General features: G+C 69.7%; 13 protein-coding genes and 1 tRNA gene. 7 read left to right on the top strand and 7 right to left on the bottom strand.

The genetic code is table 11. From position 1 onward, the window contains the following. Positions 1-361: 361 nt before the first annotated feature. Together CED_RS03715 and CED_RS03710 are read right to left on the bottom strand one after the other, a co-directional pair. Entirely contained in the window at positions 362-1,228 is an 867-nt protein-coding gene (locus CED_RS03715; protein WP_035908633.1) for an LLM class F420-dependent oxidoreductase, read from the bottom strand. A 167-nt stretch (positions 1,229-1,395) separates the two neighbouring features. Beyond that, positions 1,396-2,286: a class II glutamine amidotransferase gene (locus CED_RS03710; protein ID WP_035908632.1), complete on the bottom strand. Its 891-nt coding sequence runs from the start codon at positions 2,284-2,286 to the stop codon at positions 1,396-1,398. A gap of 758 nt (positions 2,287-3,044) precedes the next feature. Between CED_RS03710 and CED_RS03705 the strand changes: the two genes are divergently transcribed. After that, entirely contained in the window at positions 3,045-4,388 is a 1,344-nt protein-coding gene (locus CED_RS03705) for a glycosyltransferase family 4 protein (protein WP_035908631.1), read from the top strand. 37 nt (positions 4,389-4,425) lie between these two features. Here the strand turns inward: CED_RS03705 and CED_RS03700 are convergent, their stop codons facing one another. From CED_RS03700 to CED_RS03685, 4 genes are all read right to left on the bottom strand, one after another. Continuing rightward, positions 4,426-5,424 (bottom strand): PIG-L deacetylase family protein, encoded by a 999-nt coding sequence (locus CED_RS03700; protein ID WP_232234820.1) that lies wholly within the window; start codon positions 5,422-5,424, stop codon positions 4,426-4,428. A 153-nt stretch (positions 5,425-5,577) separates the two neighbouring features. Further along, positions 5,578-5,651: transfer RNA gene (locus tag CED_RS03695), tRNA-Gly, on the bottom strand. An 87-nt stretch (positions 5,652-5,738) separates the two neighbouring features. Beyond that, positions 5,739-8,153, bottom strand: coding sequence for a glycoside hydrolase family 65 protein (locus CED_RS03690; RefSeq protein WP_035908630.1), 2,415 nt, complete (start codon positions 8,151-8,153; stop codon positions 5,739-5,741). Next, a complete protein-coding gene (locus CED_RS03685; protein WP_011438702.1) occupies positions 8,150-8,911 on the bottom strand; it encodes a beta-phosphoglucomutase family hydrolase in 762 nt (253 codons plus the stop codon). Before CED_RS03685 ends, CED_RS03690 begins: the two co-directional genes overlap by 4 nt. A 177-nt stretch (positions 8,912-9,088) precedes the next feature. Between CED_RS03685 and dcd the strand changes: the two genes are divergently transcribed. Further along, entirely contained in the window at positions 9,089-9,688 is a 600-nt protein-coding gene (gene dcd, locus CED_RS03680; protein ID WP_011438703.1) for a dCTP deaminase, read from the top strand. A gap of 79 nt (positions 9,689-9,767) precedes the next feature. Here dcd and CED_RS03675 read toward each other — a convergent pair whose 3' ends face one another. Then, a complete protein-coding gene (locus CED_RS03675) occupies positions 9,768-11,987 on the bottom strand; it encodes a (Fe-S)-binding protein (protein ID WP_035908629.1) in 2,220 nt (739 codons plus the stop codon). A 645-nt stretch (positions 11,988-12,632) separates the two neighbouring features. On the opposite strand from CED_RS03675, the gene CED_RS03670 reads away from it, so the two are divergent. The 5 genes from CED_RS03670 (at position 12,633) to CED_RS03650 (ending at position 18,717) form a co-directional block, all read left to right on the top strand. Then, positions 12,633-13,862, top strand: coding sequence for a nuclease-related domain-containing protein (locus CED_RS03670; protein ID WP_035908687.1), 1,230 nt, complete (start codon positions 12,633-12,635; stop codon positions 13,860-13,862). Positions 13,863-14,180: 318 nt separating this feature from the next. Beyond that, positions 14,181-16,010: a molecular chaperone DnaK gene (gene dnaK, locus CED_RS03665; RefSeq protein WP_035908628.1), complete on the top strand. Its 1,830-nt coding sequence runs from the start codon at positions 14,181-14,183 to the stop codon at positions 16,008-16,010. After that, complete coding sequence (gene grpE, locus CED_RS03660; RefSeq protein ID WP_011438707.1) at positions 16,007-16,822, top strand: nucleotide exchange factor GrpE; 816 nt, start codon at positions 16,007-16,009, stop codon at positions 16,820-16,822. Before dnaK ends, grpE begins: the two co-directional genes overlap by 4 nt. Before the next feature lie 102 nt (positions 16,823-16,924). Continuing rightward, positions 16,925-18,115 carry a molecular chaperone DnaJ gene (dnaJ, locus tag CED_RS03655; RefSeq protein WP_035908627.1) on the top strand — a complete coding sequence of 397 codons (1,191 nt, stop codon included), beginning with the start codon at positions 16,925-16,927 and terminating at the stop codon, positions 18,113-18,115. Then, positions 18,112-18,717, top strand: coding sequence for a heat shock protein transcriptional repressor HspR (locus CED_RS03650; protein ID WP_035908626.1), 606 nt, complete (start codon positions 18,112-18,114; stop codon positions 18,715-18,717). The genes dnaJ and CED_RS03650 overlap by 4 nt, the downstream gene beginning before the upstream one ends. Positions 18,718-18,835 lie beyond the last annotated feature (118 nt).

Here is an 18,835-nt window from a genome sequence, read left to right as displayed (position 1 = left end):
GGTAGGACCCGCCGACGGCAGGCAGGTAGGTAGGTAGGTAGGTAGGTAGTTGCACCGACCGGCCGCGCCTCCCCCGGTTGGCATCATCGTCGCGGAGTACCCACCATCGAGCCAGCCGCTATCGGCCAGCGGAGTGTCATCCTGCCGACAGGAAACAGGCCGTGAACCCGCAGCAGATTTTCCAGCACCGCGCCGAAATGCACGGTGACGTCACGCTCACCGTCGGTCCAGGCCCGCGGCTTGCCCGAGGCGACGTTCAGTATGCTAACCGATCGCCCAGGGCGGACCGTCGGCGATGGACCGGCTACCAGCCGAGGTGGCACCCGCTCGGCTCGCCGGCGGATCAGCCGGATCAGCCGGATCAGCCGACGATGACCGGCNCCAGCCGGGCCCACTGCTCGCGCGGGAGCCGGGTGGGAGTGGAGGTCAGCACCTGGATGGCCACGTGATCGGCACCGGCCTCATGGTGCTCGGCGACCCTGGCTAGCACGGAGTCCACATCGCCCCAGGCCACCACGGCATCGACGAGGCGCTGCGAGCCGGCACCCGTCAGATCGTCCTCGGTGAAGCCGAGACGGCGCAGGTTGTTCACGTAGTTCGGCAGCTTCAGGTAGAACGCGAGGGTGTCGTGCGCGACCGCCCGGGCCTGAGCCGGATCGGTGTCGAGGATGACCATCTGCTCGGGCGCGAGTAGTGCGTCCGGGCCAAGCAGCTCCCGGGCGCGCCGGGTGTGCTCGGGGGTGGTGAGGTAGGGCAGGGCACCCGCGGTGCGCTGCGCGGCGATCCCCAGCACGCGGGGACCGAGAGCGGCCAGCGCCCGGCCGGCCCGCGGGACGCCCAGCTCGTCGAGGGTGTCGAGATAGTCGACGAGGACGTCAACGGGACGCTCGTAGCGACGGTCGATCCTCTTCTCCACCAGCTCCTTGTGGCCGGCACCGAGCCCGAGCAGGATCCGGTCGGGGTGCGCCTTCGCCAGCATGGCGTAATGATCGGCGACGACGTCCGCCGGTTCGGTCCAGATGTTGAGGATGCTGGTACCGACCACCAACCGATCCGTGTTGTCCAGGATCGCGGCCGCGAGCTCAAGATCGCCACTGGCCGCGCCGATCCATACCGTCGGGACGCCAAGGGCCTCCACCTCGGCCGCGATCTCCGCCCGGGCCGGGACATCCTTCGGCCACTGCCGCTCGGTTGCCCACAACCCGATCCTGCCGACCTCTGCTACCACGACGAGCCCCTTCCGCGCAGGGAACTGCCACTGTCCGTGCCATTACCCCATCACGTCTGCTACCCCGTACGCACGCCCGGCATGTCGGCCGGTTCGTTGAATCTGTGGATCGGTAGTTCAGTGGATGGGCGGATCAGGGGATACAGGGGATTCAGGAACCGGAATGATCACGCGGACAGAGGGAGGTCGGGCACCGCGGTGGTCTGCGACACGGCGGCCTGCGGCCGCAGCTCGTCGAGGGACAGCTGGTGAACCGGCGGCCCGTCCAACACGATCCGAGAGGTCACGGTGAGATCGGCGGCCACATGCAGCAGCTCCCCGCTCTCCATCAACCGCCNCCGAGGGTCCTCGTCCATCCGCTCGCTCTCGACCACGACCGCGGGCTTGGTGAGCAGGTCGAGAGAGCGGACCCGGATCTCGCTGAACGGACTCGCGTGATCAAGGTGGCGTTCGTTGCGCCCACCCGGGCCACGCCGAAGGACGTACAGGCCATTGGTGTCCGGATACCGCAGAGCCCAGAGGTCCCGCTCCGTGATGAGAATCATGTTGATGGAGTACAGCGGCAGGTTCTCGGCGGCCCAACGAGCGGCGGATGCGATTCCCTCGCCGACGTCCCCGTCACAGGCGTCGATCTCGCGGGTGACGAGGGCGAAGAAGCGTTCCGAGTCGGTGTCACCGAGGACCGGGAGACCGCCCGTGCCGAGCTCGGCGTCCAGCTTGTCCAGCCCCTCGATCACGCCGTTGTGCGCGAAGATCCGCCCGTTTCGAACGAACGGATGGGTGTTGTCCTCGCAGGCCCGGCCGGTGGAGGCGTGCCGGACATGCGCGACGAACGTCGAGGAGGTGACGTGCTGCGGCTCCTGGGCGAATGCCGTGTCGGCCCGGTTCCGAATGGCCTGTTTGACCACCCACGCGGTGCCATCGGCGTCGAATCCGCCGAGACCAGCCCCCTCCGGGGTCCGCAACGTCGCCGCCCGGGGACTGTCCGGCGCATCCAACAGCCAGAAAGTCGCCTGCACCCTCGTCGGCCCGCTGCTCATCGCGAACAGATGACACATCTACGCCCTCCCTCGCCGATCTCAACGGCTCCGGTACTGTGCCGGCCAGGACGCTACTGGTTCCCGCGTCCCAGACGCGGGTCCACCGAGCGGTGGCCGGGTCGATTCCCCGAAGCGAAAGGGGCAACGTTNCCCCCGCCCCGGCGCCCGCGACATGCCGACGAATCTGCACGCGAATCCGCTTTCGTCAACCCGTCAAGGGCCTGCTGGCGCATCGGTCCCGCCGTGAGGGCTGCCGTGAGGGCTGCCGTGAGGGCTGCCGAGCAGAGGTCGCACGGCACCCGGACCCCGTCCGGGCACTGGCCGGGTGCCCGCCGGGACGCTGCATGGTGCCGACGGGCAAGGCGGTGTTCCCCGCGCCCCGCCGGCCCCGCCGTGATCAACCTTCCGAGTCGTCACCCGACAACCGCCTGGGACCACTAACGGTGACACATCCGGATCGAAGCGACCATTGCATCCCGTTTTTTCCGTAAATTTGCATCACATCACGTGATCAGAAGGGCTGTCAGACCGCACGATGATCAACCCTTACCTGACCGTCGGATCCTGCTCGGGCGACAACCGCAACCGTGTCCGGCCACCCGTACGACCGCCGCCCCGGGCACCGACCGGGATGCCCGTACCAATTCGTTACCTTAAGTTTCCCTCGATCCCCCCGGAACCGCGGGACCATGAAGACGTCACTCCCCCTCCCTGGAGTAACGTATTTACGCTATTAGTCTTACTCTCCCGTTACGGCACGGCAGAATCGGGGACACGTGGCGGAGTCATTGGGATCTTTCCAGGCGCTGTGCATTCTCTTCTTCTGCGAGCAGTACCCGCCCGTCGTCTGGGACGGCGCGGGCACCTACACCGCGGCGCTGGCCACGGCACTCGCGAAGCTCGGCCNCGACGTCCACGTCCTGTGCGCCCAAGGGCGTCATGTCGTCGACTCGGTGGAGGACGGGGTGCACGTCCACCGGCGCCCGTTACTACGGGTGCCGGTCAGCCGCGGGCTGGGAAAGCTCGGCGCCCAACTCCGGGGACCCCTGTACCCGCGTGACTCGCTGGCGCTGCGGGCCAGCCTCCCGCTGTCCTATAGCTTGTGGATGCGTCAACTCGGACTCAGACCAGACGTGATCGAGACCCAGGACGGGGAAACCCGCGGCCTGATCCAGGCCATACGTCGCTCCACGCCGCTCGCCATCCACCTCCACTGCCCGACCATGCTCACGGTCAGGCTTTCCGGCCAGCCGGTCGGGTTGAAGGGCCTGGTCGCCGACCGGCTGGACCGGACATCGGCGAGCCTGGCCGCCGTGGTCACCTCACCGTCGCAGCTGCTCGTCGACACGCTGCGGGAGCAAGGCTGGTTGGGTGACCGTGAGGTGGAGGTGATTCCCAATCCGTTCGACGCCGAGCCGTGGCTCGACATACCCGACGTCGCCGACACCACGCCGACAGTCGCCGTCGTGGGTCGACTCGAGGCCTACAAGGGCGTGGACGTGCTGCTCGACGCGTCGGCCCGCCTTCGTGGCGCGGGGGTGGCGCACCGGCTGGTGCTCGCGGGACGCTCGGCGGGTGAGATCAACGGGGTGCCCTCGGGCGAGTGGCTGGCCCGCCGGGCCCGCCAGCTTGAGCTGGACGTCGAGTTCACCGGGCACCTGTCCGGTTCTCAGATCCGCGACGTCTACCGGCGGGCCCGTGTCGTCGCCGTGCCGAGCCGCTTCGAGAGCTTCTCGATCGCGGCCGTCGAGGCGATGGCGGCCGGCCGGCCGGTGGTGACCACGACCCGGGCCGGAGTCGCGCCCTTCGTCGAGCGGTGGGAGGCCGGATCCTCGGTACCGGCCGGCGATCCGGTGGCGCTGGCGGATGCGCTGGCGCCGTTCCTGCTTGACCCCGCGCGGGCGAGCGCGTTCGGGGCACGGGGGCGCCTCGGCGTGGTCGAGATCGAGCCCTCGGCCATCGCTCGCCGCAAGGTCGAGGCGTACCAGCGCGGCATCGCCCACTTCGACACCCGCAACCGGCAGCAACACCCCCGGCCGAGCCACGCGGCCGCCGATTTATACCCCGACCTGTCCCGGGAACGGCGCCGCCACCGGCACTGGCCCGCAGCCCGGCCCTGAGGTGGCACCCGGCCCTGAGGTGGCGCTCGCAGGCTGACTACCGGCTGCCCCGTACCTGGTGACCGGCCCGCCACGGCCGCTCGAAGTCGAGGTGCCGCAGCGCCCCCGCGGCGACGTAGACCTCGTACGGACTCCCCAGGGTCGCGAGCAGGGAGCCGGTCACCGGGGTGGCGGCGTCGGACGCCGCGTCGTCCTCCCCCACCTGGGTGGCGTGCTCCGCGAGGGCCCTGCGCTGCCGCGCCCGGAAACCGCGGGCGTCCACGAGCAGCGGGCGGCGTTCCCGCAACCGGCGGACCGGCTGGACGAACAGACGCTCAGCCGACCAGCCCGCCGTCCCGTAACCCAAGGTCCAGGGCCAGTGCGTCCAGAACCAGACGGTGTATTCGAGCACCTGGCCGCGATAACCGGTGGTGGCGACCGCTCGGCGCACCGCCTCGTTGGTCGCGTCGTGGTCCGGGTGCCCCTCGCACGAGGTCGGCGCCAAGATCTGCTCGGGCGCGAGGGTCTCGATGAGCTCGGTGAGCCGCGCGGCGATGGCGTCGATCCGGTCGGAGAGCTCGGCGTCGGGGAAACCAAGAAAGCGCACGTCGGACTCGTCAACGTCCAGCAGGGTGCAGGCCCGGCGAGTCTCCGCCTTGCGCACCTCGATCAACTCCGCTGGCGGGAGCGTCACCGGCTCCGCGCGGGAGCCGTCGCTGACAATCACCACCGTGACCGGGGTGCCGGCGGCCCGCTTACGCATGATGGCCACCGCGCAGCCCAGCGTCTCGTCGTCGGGGTGTGGTGCGACGACGAGACACGACCTCGTCGTCATGGACGAGGTGATGTCGATGCCTCGCCGGGTCCAGGCCCGGCGCCACAGCGACCGCGCCGGCACCATCACCCGGTCGCGCACCGTCTCCGGATCACCCGGGATCACCCGCCGGACCACCTTCGCCACGTTCATCCCGTCGACCTCCCGTATGGCGGCGAACACCGGCCAGCGGACGCGATCCGAGATCGACGCCGTGGCCGCGCTCACTGTAGCGACCGCCACCGACATTCCGCCCTCGGGTGGTGTTCCCGCAGGTCCTCGCCATGTTCGTTCACGAGACGCCGATGGGCGCAGGGCAGTTCTTCGCCGGGTTCGGCCCCAGCAGACATGGCGAAAAGACCTGGTCAGACCCCGTCTGACACACGTCTCCCAGAGTGGAGCGGGCGACGGGAATCGAACCCGCGTTGCAAGCTTGGGAAGCTCGTGTTCTGCCTCTGAACTACGCCCGCGTAGCGCATTCGTATCGTACCGGACGGACCGGGTCGGGTGGGGCCCCGGGCTGTCCGGCGCGTCCGGCGCGTCCGGCGCGTCCGGAGTCAGCCGTCGATGCTGTTGACGGAACCGCTAGGGCCGGTAGGACCGATACGGCCGCCGGTCCCGGGCAGGCGCAGGAAGCGCAGCGGCTCCCGGCCCGAGGGCTGCTTCGGCCGTTCCAGGACGGGCGTCGGCGGGACCTCCATGCTGACCGGCTGGCCGGGAACCACCCGGACGGTCTTGCCGTGGTGCAGCAACGTCATCGCCGGCCCCGCGGGGACGGTGTAGACGGCCGTCGAGTCGGAGACCTCCACCCGCAGGTGCCGCCCGCGGACACAGAGCCCGAAGGCCAGCCTGGTCAGTCCCTCGGGCAACCGCGGCGCGAACGAGATCACCTCACCNCCGTCACGCAGCCCACCGAAGCCCTCGACGAGGGCGATCCAGCTTCCCGCGAGGGAGGCCATGTGCAGCCCATCTCCGGTGTTGTGCTCGATGTCATGCAGATCCATCAGGGCGGCTTCGCGCAGGTAGTCATGGGCGAGCGACAGGTGCCCACACTCAGCGGCCAGCACCGCCTGGGAGCATGCCGACAGTGACGAGTCCCGAACCGTCAGAGCTTCGTAGTAGGCGAAGTTGCGGATCTTCTCGTCCATCGTGAAGGCGTCACCCCGGCGCTGCATCGCCAGGACCAGGTCCGCCTGCTTGATGACCTGCTTGCGGTAGAGGTCGAAGTACGGGAAGTGCAGCAGCAGAGGGTACTGCTCGGGCGCGGTGTTCGCGAAGTCCCAGACCTGGTGTTCGGTGAATCCCTCGGACTGCGGATGGACGCCGAGATGGGGGTCGTAGGGGATGAACATGTTCTCGGCCGCGTCCCGCCAGGACGCCGTGACCTCGGCGTCCACGCCCAGCTCGGCGGCCCGGTCGGGATGGCGGCGGGCGGCGTCCGCCGCGGCCACGAGGTTCCGCTGCGCCATCAGGTTCGTGTAGACGTTGTTGTCGGCGATGGCCGAGTACTCGTCCGGGCCCGTGACACCGTCGATCCGGAAGCGGCCGTCGAGGTCGTGATGTCCCAGCGACCGCCACAGCCGGGCGGTCTCGATCAGGATCTCCAGCCCCACCGTGCGCTCGAACCGCTCGTCCCCGGTGATGGTGACGTAGCGGGCGACCGCGTCGGCGATGTCGGCGTTGACGTGGAAGGCGGCCGTCCCGGCTGGCCAGTATCCGGAGCACTCCTCTCCGTGGATGGTGCGCCAGGGGAAGACGGCGCCCTTCAGATTGAGCAGATCGGCTCGTTCCCTGGCCAGCGGCAGAGTCGCGTACCGCCAGCGCAGCGCGTCGGCGGCCGCGTCGGGCGCGGTGTACGTCAGGACGGGGAGCACGTACGACTCGGAGTCCCAGAAGGCGTGCCCGTCGTAGCCGGGGCCGGTCAGGCCCTTGGCCGGGATCGCCCGCCGCTCGGCCCGCGATCCGGCCTGCAGGACGTGGAACAGCGCGAAGCGAACGGCCTGCTGCACCTCCGGATCGCCGTCGACCTCGACGTCGGCCCGCTTCCAGAAGGCATCCAGGTACTGCCGCTGCTCGGCGACGNGACCGGGCCACCCGGTCTGCCGCGCTGCGACCAGCGCCGCGGCCGCTTGGTCTCTGAGGGCCGGCAGGGACCGTTGCTCCGACCAGCCGTAGGCGATGAACTTGACCATCCGCAGCTTCTCGCCCGGGGCGAGTACCGCCGTGGCCGTCACCCGGCCGGCGTCCGGCTCGCTCTCCGAGGAGACACCCAGCGAGTCCGGCCCGGCAAACTCGTGGTCCATGGCCGCGGCGACACGGATCTCGCTGCGGTGGGTGATGTGGACGAGCTCAACCATCGTGCCGCTCGCCCGATGGCGCTCGGATCGCAGCGGCGACTCCAGCGCGGACGCGGCCCGCGGGTCACCGTGCCAGGCCGGCAGCTGCTCGTTGGCCACCAGCTCCGACTGGATGACGACCCGCGCCGGGTCGCCCACCGGCTCGATCTCGTAGTACACGGCCGCGATGGAACGCTGCGAGAACGACACCAGCCGCTCGGAGTGCACCCGGATAGTCTGCCCCGCCGGCGAGACCCATTCCACGTCCCGCCGGAGCACGCCCTCCCGGAAGTCGATCGCCCGCTGATGCGACCGCAGATCGCCATAGCGGATGTCAAACGGCTCGTCGTCGACAAGTAGACGGATCACCTTGCCGTTGGTGACGTTGATGACCGTCTGGCCGGACTCTGGATATCCGTAGCCGGCCTCGGCATAGGGCAGGGGCCGCAGCTCGTGGACCGAGTTCAGGTAGGTGCCCGGCAGGCCGTGCGGATCGCCCTCGTCGAGGTTTCCCCGGAGCCCGATATGGCCGTTGGACAGGGCGAACAATGACTCGGAGCGGCCCAGATCGGAGATGTCGAGACCGGACTCCTGGATGGACCACGGCTCGATCAGATAGGACGCTTTGTCGATCATTCGGGGCCGGGCCCGGAGCCGTGGCCGAGCAGGTCCGCCAGGTCGTTCACCACGATGTCGGCCCCGTGGGCGCGCAACGCGGCGGCGTGCCCCACCCGGTCGATCCCCACGACCCAGCCGAACCCGCCGGCCCGCCCCGCCTCGACGCCGGCCAGGGCGTCCTCGAACACCGCCGCCCGCCGCGGCGGCACCCCGAGCAGCCGGGCGCCGGCGAGGAAGGTGTCGGGCGCGGGCTTTCCGGCGAGGTGGTCACGGGCGGCAACGAGGCCGTCCACCGCTCCGTCAACGAGGGCGTCAAGCCCAGTCGCCTTCAACACCTCGGCGCAGTTGGCGCTGGAGGAGACGACCACGCGGGGGATCCCCCGCGTGGCCAGTTCCCGCAGATACGTCACCGAGCCGGGATAGATGTCCACGCTGTCCCTCCGAATCCGTTCCAGCAGGAGGAAGTTCTTCCGGTTGGACAGCCCATGCACGGTGAGCGCGGACGGCGGGTCGTCCGGTGTTCCGTCGGGAAGCCTGATGTGACGGGCGTCGAGAAAGGCTCGCACACCGTCGATCCTGGGCCGGCCGTCAACGTACTCGACATAGTCATGCTCGAGGTCGAAGGGGACGAACGGCTCTCCCGACCGCTTGGCCCAGTTCTCCAGGAAATCGTCGAACGTCTCTTTCCACGCGGCCGCGTGGATCGTCGCGGTGTTCGTCAGCACGCCATCCAGGTCGAACAGACATGCCTCGATGTGATCGGGTAGCCCGAGCATCCGTCCCGCCTGTCCCTTCCGCCCCAGCCTTCCCCGGGGGCACCCGTCCGACCGGGTATTCATCGACCGGCCACGTGCCTCCTACCCGGGTCACGCTCCGTCTCACTCTTCCACGCGGCCCCATCCTCCTCCGGGTGGACGGTGAAGATNGACCGCTCATGCTCTAACGTCCGGGACGTGCTGTTGTCCGACCGGGACATCCGGACCGAGATCGCCACGGGCCGGATCCGTCTCGACCCCCACGACCCTGGCCTCATCCAGCCGTCCAGCATCGATCTACGGCTGGACCGCTGGTTCCGGGTCTTCGCCAACCACCGGTACAGCCACATTGATCCCTCTCTTGAGCAGGAGGATCTCACCGAGCTCATCGCCCCGGAGGGCGACGAGCCGTTCGTCCTGCATCCGGGCGAGTTCGTCCTCGGCTCGACGCTGGAGATCGTCACCCTGCCCGACGATCTCGCCGGCCGGCTGGAAGGGAAGTCGAGTCTCGGCCGGCTCGGGCTGCTCACGCACTCGACGGCGGGCTTCATCGACCCCGGCTTCTCCGGGCACGTCACGCTGGAACTGTCGAACGTGGCGACGCTGCCGATCAAACTCTGGCCCGGCATGAAGATCGGCCAGCTCTGCCTGTTCCGGCTGTCCTCGCCGGCCGAGCACTCGTACGGCTCGACCATCTACGGTTCGCGCTACCAGGGTCAGCGCGGCCCGACCCCGTCGAGGGCCTACCGGGACTTCACCCGCGCACCGGTCCCGAACGGGGAGATCCCCCCAGGCTGACTTCCTTGTCTTTCAGCTTCCTCGCCTTTCCAGAGGGTTTTATGTCCGATTTATCCCTCTGGAAAGGCAGGGACGCAATTTAGCCGACAGGCTCGGCGGACGCCTCGGTCGGAGCCGCTGGCGCCGACGGCGCCAGCGAACGGGCCAGGAGCTGGGAGACGTCGAGTACCTCGACACCGTCCTTCGCCTCGCCGCTCAGCTTCTTCTCGGTGACGGCATCGGTGAGCATCACGATGCAGAACGGGCAGGCGGTGGACACGACGTCCGGGTCGAGGCCGAGGGCCTCCTCCATCCGGTCCACGTTGACCCGCTTACCGATCTTCTCCTCCATCCACATCCGCGCGCCGCCGGCACCGCAGCAGAAGCCGCGGTCCTTGCAGCGGTGCATCTCCTGGCCCCGGATGCCCGGAATCGCCGCCAGGATCTCCCGCGGCGGGGTGTAGACCTTGTTGTGCCGCCCGAGGAAGCAGGGGTCGTGGTAGGTGACCGACGACTCCACCCGGGTCACCGGTACCAGCTTGCGCTCCTCGACCAGTTTGCCGAGCAGCTGGGTGTGGTGGACGACCTCGTACTGACCGCCGAGGGCCGAGTATTCCCGGGCGAGGCTGTTGAAGCAGTGCGGGCAGGTGGCAACGATCTTCTTGACGCCCGTGGCGTTCAGCAGCTCGATGTTCGCCTTGGCCATCTCCTGGTACAGGTACTCGTTGCCGAGCCGGCGCGCCGGGTCCCCGGTGCAGGACTCGTTCGTACCGAGGATCGCGAACTCGACCCCGGCAGTGTGCAGGAGCTCCGCGAAGGCCCGCGCGACCTTTTTGGCGCGGTCCTCGATCGCCCCGGCGCAGCCGACCCAGTACAGGTACTCGACGTCGTCGGGGATCTGCTCACCGTCGCCGAGGACACGCACCTCGAAGGGCAGGCCCTCGGTCCACTCGGTGCGGGTCCGCGGCGAGACGCCCCACGGGTTGCCGTTGTTCTCAAGGTTGCGCAGCATGACGCCGGCCTCGGACGGGAACGCCGACTCGATCATCACCTGGTAGCGACGCATGTCGACGATGTGGTCGACATGCTCGATGTCCACCGGACACTGTTCGACGCACGCGCCGCAGTTGGTGCACGACCACAGGACGTCGGGATCGATGACCCCGCCCTCCTCCTCGGTGCCGACCAGCGGCCGGTCGACCTGCGGCTGACCGGGCTGCGGCACCCGGCCGAAGCCGGACTCGGGCACGTGGTGCACGGTGTGGGAGGCGGAGGCGTCCTCGGCGATCCCGGTGACCGCCTTCGGCGCCTCCTCACCCTCCGCCGCGCCTTCGGTGGACAGCAGGTAGGGCGCCTTGGCGAAGAGGTGGTCACGCAGATCCATGATCAACAACTTCGGCGACAGCGGCTTGCCTGTGTTCCACGCCGGGCACTGGCTCTGGCACCGCCCGCACTCGGTGCAGGTGGCGAAGTCGAGCATGGCCTTCCAGGAGAAGTCCTCGACCTTGCCGNCGCCGACGACCGGCTCGTCCTCCTCCATCAGCTTCTCGATGTCGGGAGTGGTGGCCAGCGGGCCGAGGGCCACCGGCTGGCGCTTGAGCACGACGTTGATCGGGGCCAGGCCGATGTGCAGGTGCTTCGAGTAGACCACCAGCACCGAGAAGCCCATGATCACCGCGATGTTGAGCAGCAGGAAGGCCGTCTCGATGCCCTCGTTCACATCGTGGGAGAGACCGGAGAAGATGCGGCTCACAGCGTAGGACGCGAAGGCCCACTTCGTCTGGCCCTGCGGGAGGTTGCCGGTGTTGTACTGGGCACCACGGTAGAGCAGCAGCGTCACGATAACGGCGGTGATCAGGCCGAGGNTGACCCNGGCCGGCCCGGNGTGCGAGCCGTAGAATCGCGACTTGCGCTCCAGCCGCGCCGGGGCGTTCTTCAACCGGATGATCGTGAAGGCGACCAGGCCGGCGAGGACCGCCACGGCGAAGAAGTCCTCGAGGAAGCCGATGGCCGCCCAGTGCCCGAATCCCGGGATGTGGAAGTCGTCGTCGAACAGGCCGCCGTAGGCCTCGATGACGGTCAGCAGCAGGATCGTGAAGCCCCAGAAGGTGAAGAAGTGGGCCGCCCCGGGCACCGACCACTTCAGCAGCTTGCGCTGCCCCCCGACCTCGCTGATCTCCGTCCAGACGCGGGTCGGCAGGTCGTCGAGCCGGCCCTCGGCCGGCTGGCCGGACCCGATCAGCCGGAACAGCCAGAAAACCCGACGCCCGGCAACCGCGAGAGCAATCAGCGTGATCGCTCCACCGATCGCAATTCTCACAGCATCCTCCATCTGGCACCCACTATCGCGGGCGAGCCTGCTCGTACCGACCAGCAACGTATGGGACGAGTGGCTCACGCCACCCGGACAAGTGGCCCGCGCCACCGTATGGGCGGGTCCGGTCCCAACCTCCCGGCCAACCCGTCTGTCCGGGTCCCCACCCCGGACGTAGGGGCACTATGAGGCCGACAGCGAACCCGNTCACCGTCGACCCTGCCACGACGTGGTCCGAGCGGCCCGATATAGGGGGTCCGAAGGCCCGATCGTCCGCGCGAGGTGCACGGGACTGCTACGTTCAGCGGCAGATGCCCAACCGACACGCAACGCCTCGCACCGTCACGACTACCACGGCGCCCCGGATCCCGCCATCCCGGAACGTCGCTCCCCCGCCGGGAGCCTCCCGGGCCGACGAGGTCAACCCTTGTGCCGGCAGGTGCTTCGACGCACCATAAGGACAGCCTTCGCCCACGGTGACCGGGCGATCGTGTGTCCCGCGGTGCTCGCCACCTTCACGTTGTGCCTGGGCCCGGTGCCAGCGCTGCCGCGACGACGCCCGGCGTGCTCCGGCGGACGGGCCCTACCGACGTTGACGACCCCGCGAACGACAACTCCGCGAACGACGACCCTGCGAACATGGTGGGCACGATGGCGACGATCACCCGGCCGACGATGACCCGAGTCGGCCGCCCTGGACACTCCCTGCAGACGGAGTACCTCCGGGCCAGGGAAAACCAGGCACTCGTGCGGCGGGACAAGCTGAGCCGCGAGGNACCCCGCACCGNGGTGCGCTCGGCCCTGGTAGGACTCGCTCTCGCCCTCGTCATCGGCTTCGGCCTAGGGCTGCCCACGGNCGCGGTCGTCGTGTTCCTGCTGGTCTTCATCGCCTGGCCGGCCGGGATCGTGATCGCCTCGTTCGGGACCGCCCCCGACGTCGAGTCGCTGCGCGAGGGGGCCGAGGCGGAGCGCAGGACCGCGCGCGCCATCGCCCGGCTGCGCCGCCAAGGGTACGTCATCCTGCACGACCGGGCCGTCCCCTACTCCGAGGCGACCATCGGTCACCTCCTGGTCGGGCCCGGCGGGGTGATGGTGCTCAGCAGCGACAACAACAAGGGCACCGTGCGGTACAAGAAGGGTGGGGCGACCTGTGACGGAGAGTCACTCAAACCCCCGATCGACCGCACCGCCTGGTTGGGTGGCGAGGTCCGCAACCAGATCCGCGCGGCACTGCCGATGCTTAAGATCCCGATAAGTCCGATCCTGGTGATGGTCGAGGCCAACGTCCTGTGGAGCGACGGCGCCCTCGACGGAGTGACGATCATCAGCATCAAGGACGTCGTCAACTACATCCGGCGCAAGCCCGGCCGACTCAACCCCGGTGAGGTCCAGCAGATCGTCGCCGCCACGGAACGGCTGTTTCCGGCCTACTCGGCCAACCGCCTCGCCGAACAGATCACCGTCGGTCGGGACCAGTGGCTGACCCTGATGGATGCGCTGCGCACGATCCGTGAGCGCGACGGGGACGCTTCCGAGATGCTCGACCGGCTCGCCCAGATCGAGTCCGACCTGGGCCGGCAGGCCGACCTCATCAACCGGACCGGAATGCCACTCGCGGTTCCCGGCCGGGCGGGCGCCGGCGAGGCCACGAGCGGCGGGCCGGACGGTCCGTCGGCTGCCGGCATGGGGCCGGTTCCCCGGCTCGGATCACGCGCGGGCGGACGGCCACGCCCGGGGGCCCGCCGCGGGCGCATCCTGGCCGCCGTCCGACCGCCCCGGGAGACGACGGACCCCGACGCCGGCCAGGCGCCCGGCGACGGTGCCGCGGGTGGCGACGATGCCGCGGGTGGCTCGGCCCCGCAGCCACCCGCCGGAAGCTGACGCTCTCCCGTTCCACCTCCCATTCCACGCCCTGCCGGCTCCTCCCGCCGGCTCCCCTTCCGGTCCCGCCCGGCGACGCTGGCGGGAATTTCCCGGCCACACATAAAGTTGAGCGTGTCAGGCTCACCTCTGTCGGGCTATGATGGGAGCCGTCATCATGAGTCAGAGCGACTCAATACACCGACCTGACTTAACGTTGGCGGAACCGAGGCTTCCCGGAGTGATCCTCAAGCCTCGGTTCACCGACAGGTTCCATCCCCACGAGGTCGGTGCGCCCGTCTGATCGGCGCCACCGACATGATCGAAAGGCACACAGACATGGCACGAGCGGTCGGTATCGACCTCGGCACCACGAACTCCGTCGTGAGCGTGCTCGAGGGCGGCGAACCCACGGTGATCGCCAACGCCGAGGGCTCCCGGACGACCCCGTCGGTCGTGGCTTTCGCGAAGAACGGCGAGGTCCTGGTCGGCGAGGTCGCCAAGCGTCAGGCGGTGACGAACGTCGAGCGCACCATCCGGTCGGTCAAACGCCACATGGGCACCGACTGGAAGATGAAGGTCGACGCGAAGGATCTCACGCCCCAGGAGATCAGCGCGTTCATCCTGCAGAAGCTGAAGCGGGACGCCGAGTCCTACCTCGGTGAGACGGTTACGGACGCGGTCATCACCGTCCCGGCGTACTTCGACGACGCCCAGCGTCAGGCCACCACCGAGGCGGGCACGATCGCCGGGCTCAACGTCCTGCGGATTGTCAACGAGCCGACCGCCGCGGCCCTCGCCTACGGGTTGGACAAGGGCGAGAAGGAGCAGACCATCCTGGTCTTCGACCTCGGTGGCGGCACCTTCGACGTCTCCCTGCTGGAGATCGGCGACGGTGTCGTCGAGGTGAAGTCCACCTCCGGTGACACCCACCTCGGTGGTGACGACTGGGATCAGCGCATCACCGACCACCTGATCAAGACCTTCAACGGCCAGCACGGGGTCGACCTCGGCAAGGACAAGATGGCCCTGCAGCGGCTGCGGGAGGCCGCCGAGAAGGCGAAGATCGAGCTTTCGCAGTCCACCCAGACCGCGATCAACCTGCCCTACATCACCGCGTCGGCCGAGGGTCCCCTGCACCTCGACGTCTCGCTGTCGCGCGCCGAGTTCCAGCGGATGACCTCCGACCTCATCGACCGCTGCAGGCACCCCTTCCAGCAGGCGGTGAAGGACGCGGGGATCAAGGTCAGCGACATTGACCACGTCGTCCTCGTCGGTGGNTCCACCCGGATGCCCGCCGTCGTCGAGCTGGTCCGCGAGCTGACCGGGGGCAAGGAGCCGAACAAGGGCGTCAACCCGGACGAGGTCGTCGCCGTCGGCGCCTCGCTGCAGGCCGGCGTGCTCAAGGGCGAAGTCAAGGACGTCCTGCTCCTCGACGTCACCCCGCTCTCGCTCGGCATCGAGACGAAGGGGGGGATCATGACCAAGCTCATCGAGCGCAACACCACGATCCCCACCAAGCGCTCGGAGATCTTCACCACCGCCGAGGACAGCCAGCCCTCCGTGCAGATCCAGGTCTTCCAGGGCGAGCGCGAGATGGCCGCCTACAACAAGAAGCTCGGCATGTTCGAGCTGACCGGCCTGCCGCCCGCCCCGCGGGGCATGCCCCAGATCGAGGTCACCTTCGACATCGACGCGAACGGCATCGTGCACGTGTCCGCGAAGGACCTGGGCACCGGCAAGGAGCAGTCGATGACCATCACCGGCGGCTCGGCGCTGCCGAAGGACNACATCGACCGCATGGTCCGCGACGCCGAGCAGTACGCCGAGGAGGACCGCAGGCGCCGGGAGGAGGCCGAGACCCGCAACAAGGCCGAGACGCTCGTCTACTCGACCGAGCGGTTCCTCGCCGAGAACGGCGAAAAGATCGACGCCGCGGTGAAGAGCGACGTGGAGGAGAAGCTCGGCACGCTGCGGGGCGCCGTCGCCGGCACCGACACGGCGGCGATCCGCGAGGCGGCCGACGCGCTGGCCGCGGCGAGCCAGGCGATGGGCCAGGCCATGTACGCGCAGGCCGCCCAGGAGGGCGCGGGTGCCTCCGGCGGCGCCGGAGCAGCCGACGACGACGTGGTCGACGCGGAGATCGTGGATGAGGAGGACAAGAAGTGACCTCAGGCCAGGCCGCGGACTGGTGGGGTTCGTCTCGGCCCGACGGCCGGGACGAGGCCGAAGAGCCCCCGGTGGTGGTGCGGGACCGGCGCCGGATCGATCCGGAGAGCGGCGAGGTCCGGCCGGAGGCGGCCGCGCCTCCCGGCCCGACGGCCACGGAGGTTCCACCCGCCGGAGTCCCGGCGGGTGAGGGTGACGGTGAGCTCGTGGCGTCGCTGCGCCAGCAGGTCACCGAGCGGACCGCGGACCTGCAGCGCCTGAAGGCCGAGTTCGACAACTACCGTCGGCGGGTCGAGCGAGACCGTCAGCAGATCGGCGAGCAGGCGACGGCGAAACTGCTGGCGAGTCTGCTGTCGACCCTCGACGACATCGGCCGGGCTCGTGACCACGGCGATCTGGAAGGCCCGTTCAAGGCGATCGCGGAGGCCCTGGAGGCGGCCCTGGAGGCGACCGGGCTGGAGCGCTACGGGGCGAAGGGCGACGAGTTCGACCCGTCGGTCCACGAGGCCCTGATGCACTCCTACCGGTCGGACGTGAGCGGGCCGACCTGCGTGGACGTCTTCCGGGCGGGTTACCTGCACGCGGGCAAGGTGTTGCGGCCCGCGCAGGTGTCGGTCGCGGAACCGTCGGGCGAGGTGGACGAGATCGTCGATCAGCCGGTCGAGGCGGAGGTCGTCGCCGGGGCCGGCGAGGTGCCGGGGAGCGGCCCGGGCCAGGCAGGCGGACCGCCGGATCGGCCGACATCGGTCCCCGATGACACGGGCAGTGTGCCCGGCCCGGACAACGGCGGGCCCACTGTCAGCGCCGGCTGAAAANGGGAGCCAGGTCCGTCCGGCCGTCCGCGAGCCGGGGTCTGACGGACACGGCGGGCCACCGCCTCGCGCGGACGACATCATGAGGGAAGGAGGGGCGCCGTGAGTGTTCGCGACATGGTCGAGAAGGACTATTACGCCGCTCTCGGCGTTCCAAAGGACGCCTCGGCGACCGACATCAAGAAGGCGTACCGCGGGCTGGCCCGTGAGCTGCACCCCGACAAGAACCCGGGGGACGCCAAGGCCGAGGCGCGCTTCAAGGAGGTCTCCGAGGCCTACGACGTTCTCTCGGACGAGGGCCGTCGACGGGAGTACGACGAGGCCCGCGCGCTGTTCGCGGCCGGCGGTCGTCCCGGCGGCGGCTTCGGCGGGCCTGGCCGAGCCGGGGGTTACGGCGGGTTCGGCGCGCCCGGCACGGGCTACGGCAGCGGGCCGAACCTCAACCTCGACGACCTTCTCGGGGGGGCGAACGGCGGCCTCGGCGGCATCTTCGACAACCTGTTCCAGCGGTCGTCACCCGGACGCGGTCCGCGTCGGGGTGCCGACATCGAGGCCGAGGTCACGATCCCCTTCGAGAAGTCGCTGACCGGCCTGGAGGCGTCGGTCCGGCTTCCCGGGGCCGCGACCTGTACCACCTGCACCGGCAGCGGGGCGCGTCCCGGCACGACGCCGCGCACCTGCCCGACCTGCCGTGGGCTAGGTGTGGTCTCCCGCTCCCAGGGTGGCTTCGCGCTCTCCGAGCCCTGCCGCGACTGCCTGGGCAAGGGCACCCTGATCGACCATCCCTGCCCGGACTGCCGGGGCACCGGCCGGCGTGAGCGTGAGCAGCGCATCCGCATCCCAGCCGGGGTGAGCGACGGACAGCGGCTGCGGGTCCGGGGGCGTGGTATACCCGGCGAACGGGGCGGACCGGCCGGCGACCTCGAGGTGACGGTGCACGTGCTGCGCCATCCGGTGTTCGAGCGGGAGGGGAGCAACCTGGCGATTACTCTCCCCGTGACGATCACCGAGGCCGCGCTCGGCGCATCGATACGGGTGCCGACCCTGGACGGTGCTCCGCTCACGATGAAGGTGCCGGCGGGGACCTCCAGCGGTCGACGCCTGCGGGCCCGCGGGCGGGGNGTCCCCACAGCCGGAGGCGGGNACGGGGNCCTCATCGTCACCCTCGAGGTGACGGTACCGAAGCCGAGTGATCTCTCGCCACGGGCACGTACGGCGTTGCTGGAGTTCGCCCAGGCCCATCCCGAGGACCCACGGGCGCCGTTGATGGAACGGATGGAGGCAGGCGGATGACCGGGCGGCCGAACCGCACATCCGACCCGCCGCCCGCCCGGCGTGGGCGAGCGACGGGAACAGGGCGAACAATGGGGGCAGGGCGAACAGGGGAACGGCAGCTCCAGCGGGGGCCGGCGGCGTCCCCCACCGAGGTTCGGCCGGACACCGAGGTTCGACCGGAGGGCTACTACCCCGCCGGCCCGCTGCCGGGTCCGGCCCACGACGAGGACGCACCGGTCTACGTCATCTCGATCGCCGCGCAGCTCGCCGGGATGCATCCCCAGACCCTGCGGTCCTACGACCGGCTCGGGCTGGTCACGCCTGGGCGCACGGCCGGGCGGGGGCGTCGTTACTCCGCCCGGGATGTGGCGTTGCTGCGCGAGGTGCAGCGACTGTCCCAGGAGGAAGGCGTCAACCTGGAGGGGGTCAAGCAGATCCTCCGGTTGAGCGCCCAGGTGATGGCGCTGCAGGCGCAGGTGCGTCAGCTCACCGAGGAGCTCGCCCGGTCCCGCGCCGACGCGGACCGCGCGGTGGCCGAGGCGCATGCCAGTCNCCGGCGTGNCCTCGTCCCGGTGGATCGCGGCGCGCTCGTGGTCTGGCGGCCGCTGCCCCGCCGCTGACCGGNCGGGGCGGAGCCGGCGAACGGATGCGGGAGGTTCATCGCGGCGCGCCCGCAGGGTTGAGTGGGAACGACTCAGGTATGCTGAGCGTTGAAAAAGCGACGGTGCACGCCATCCG

The sequence above is a fragment of the Frankia sp. CeD genome (genome assembly GCF_000732115.1).
GTDB classification, from domain to species: domain Bacteria; phylum Actinomycetota; class Actinomycetes; order Frankiales; family Frankiaceae; genus Frankia; species Frankia casuarinae.
The sequence above is the reverse complement of the archived record's forward strand: the minus strand, read 5'-3'. Positions and strand labels throughout refer to the sequence as shown.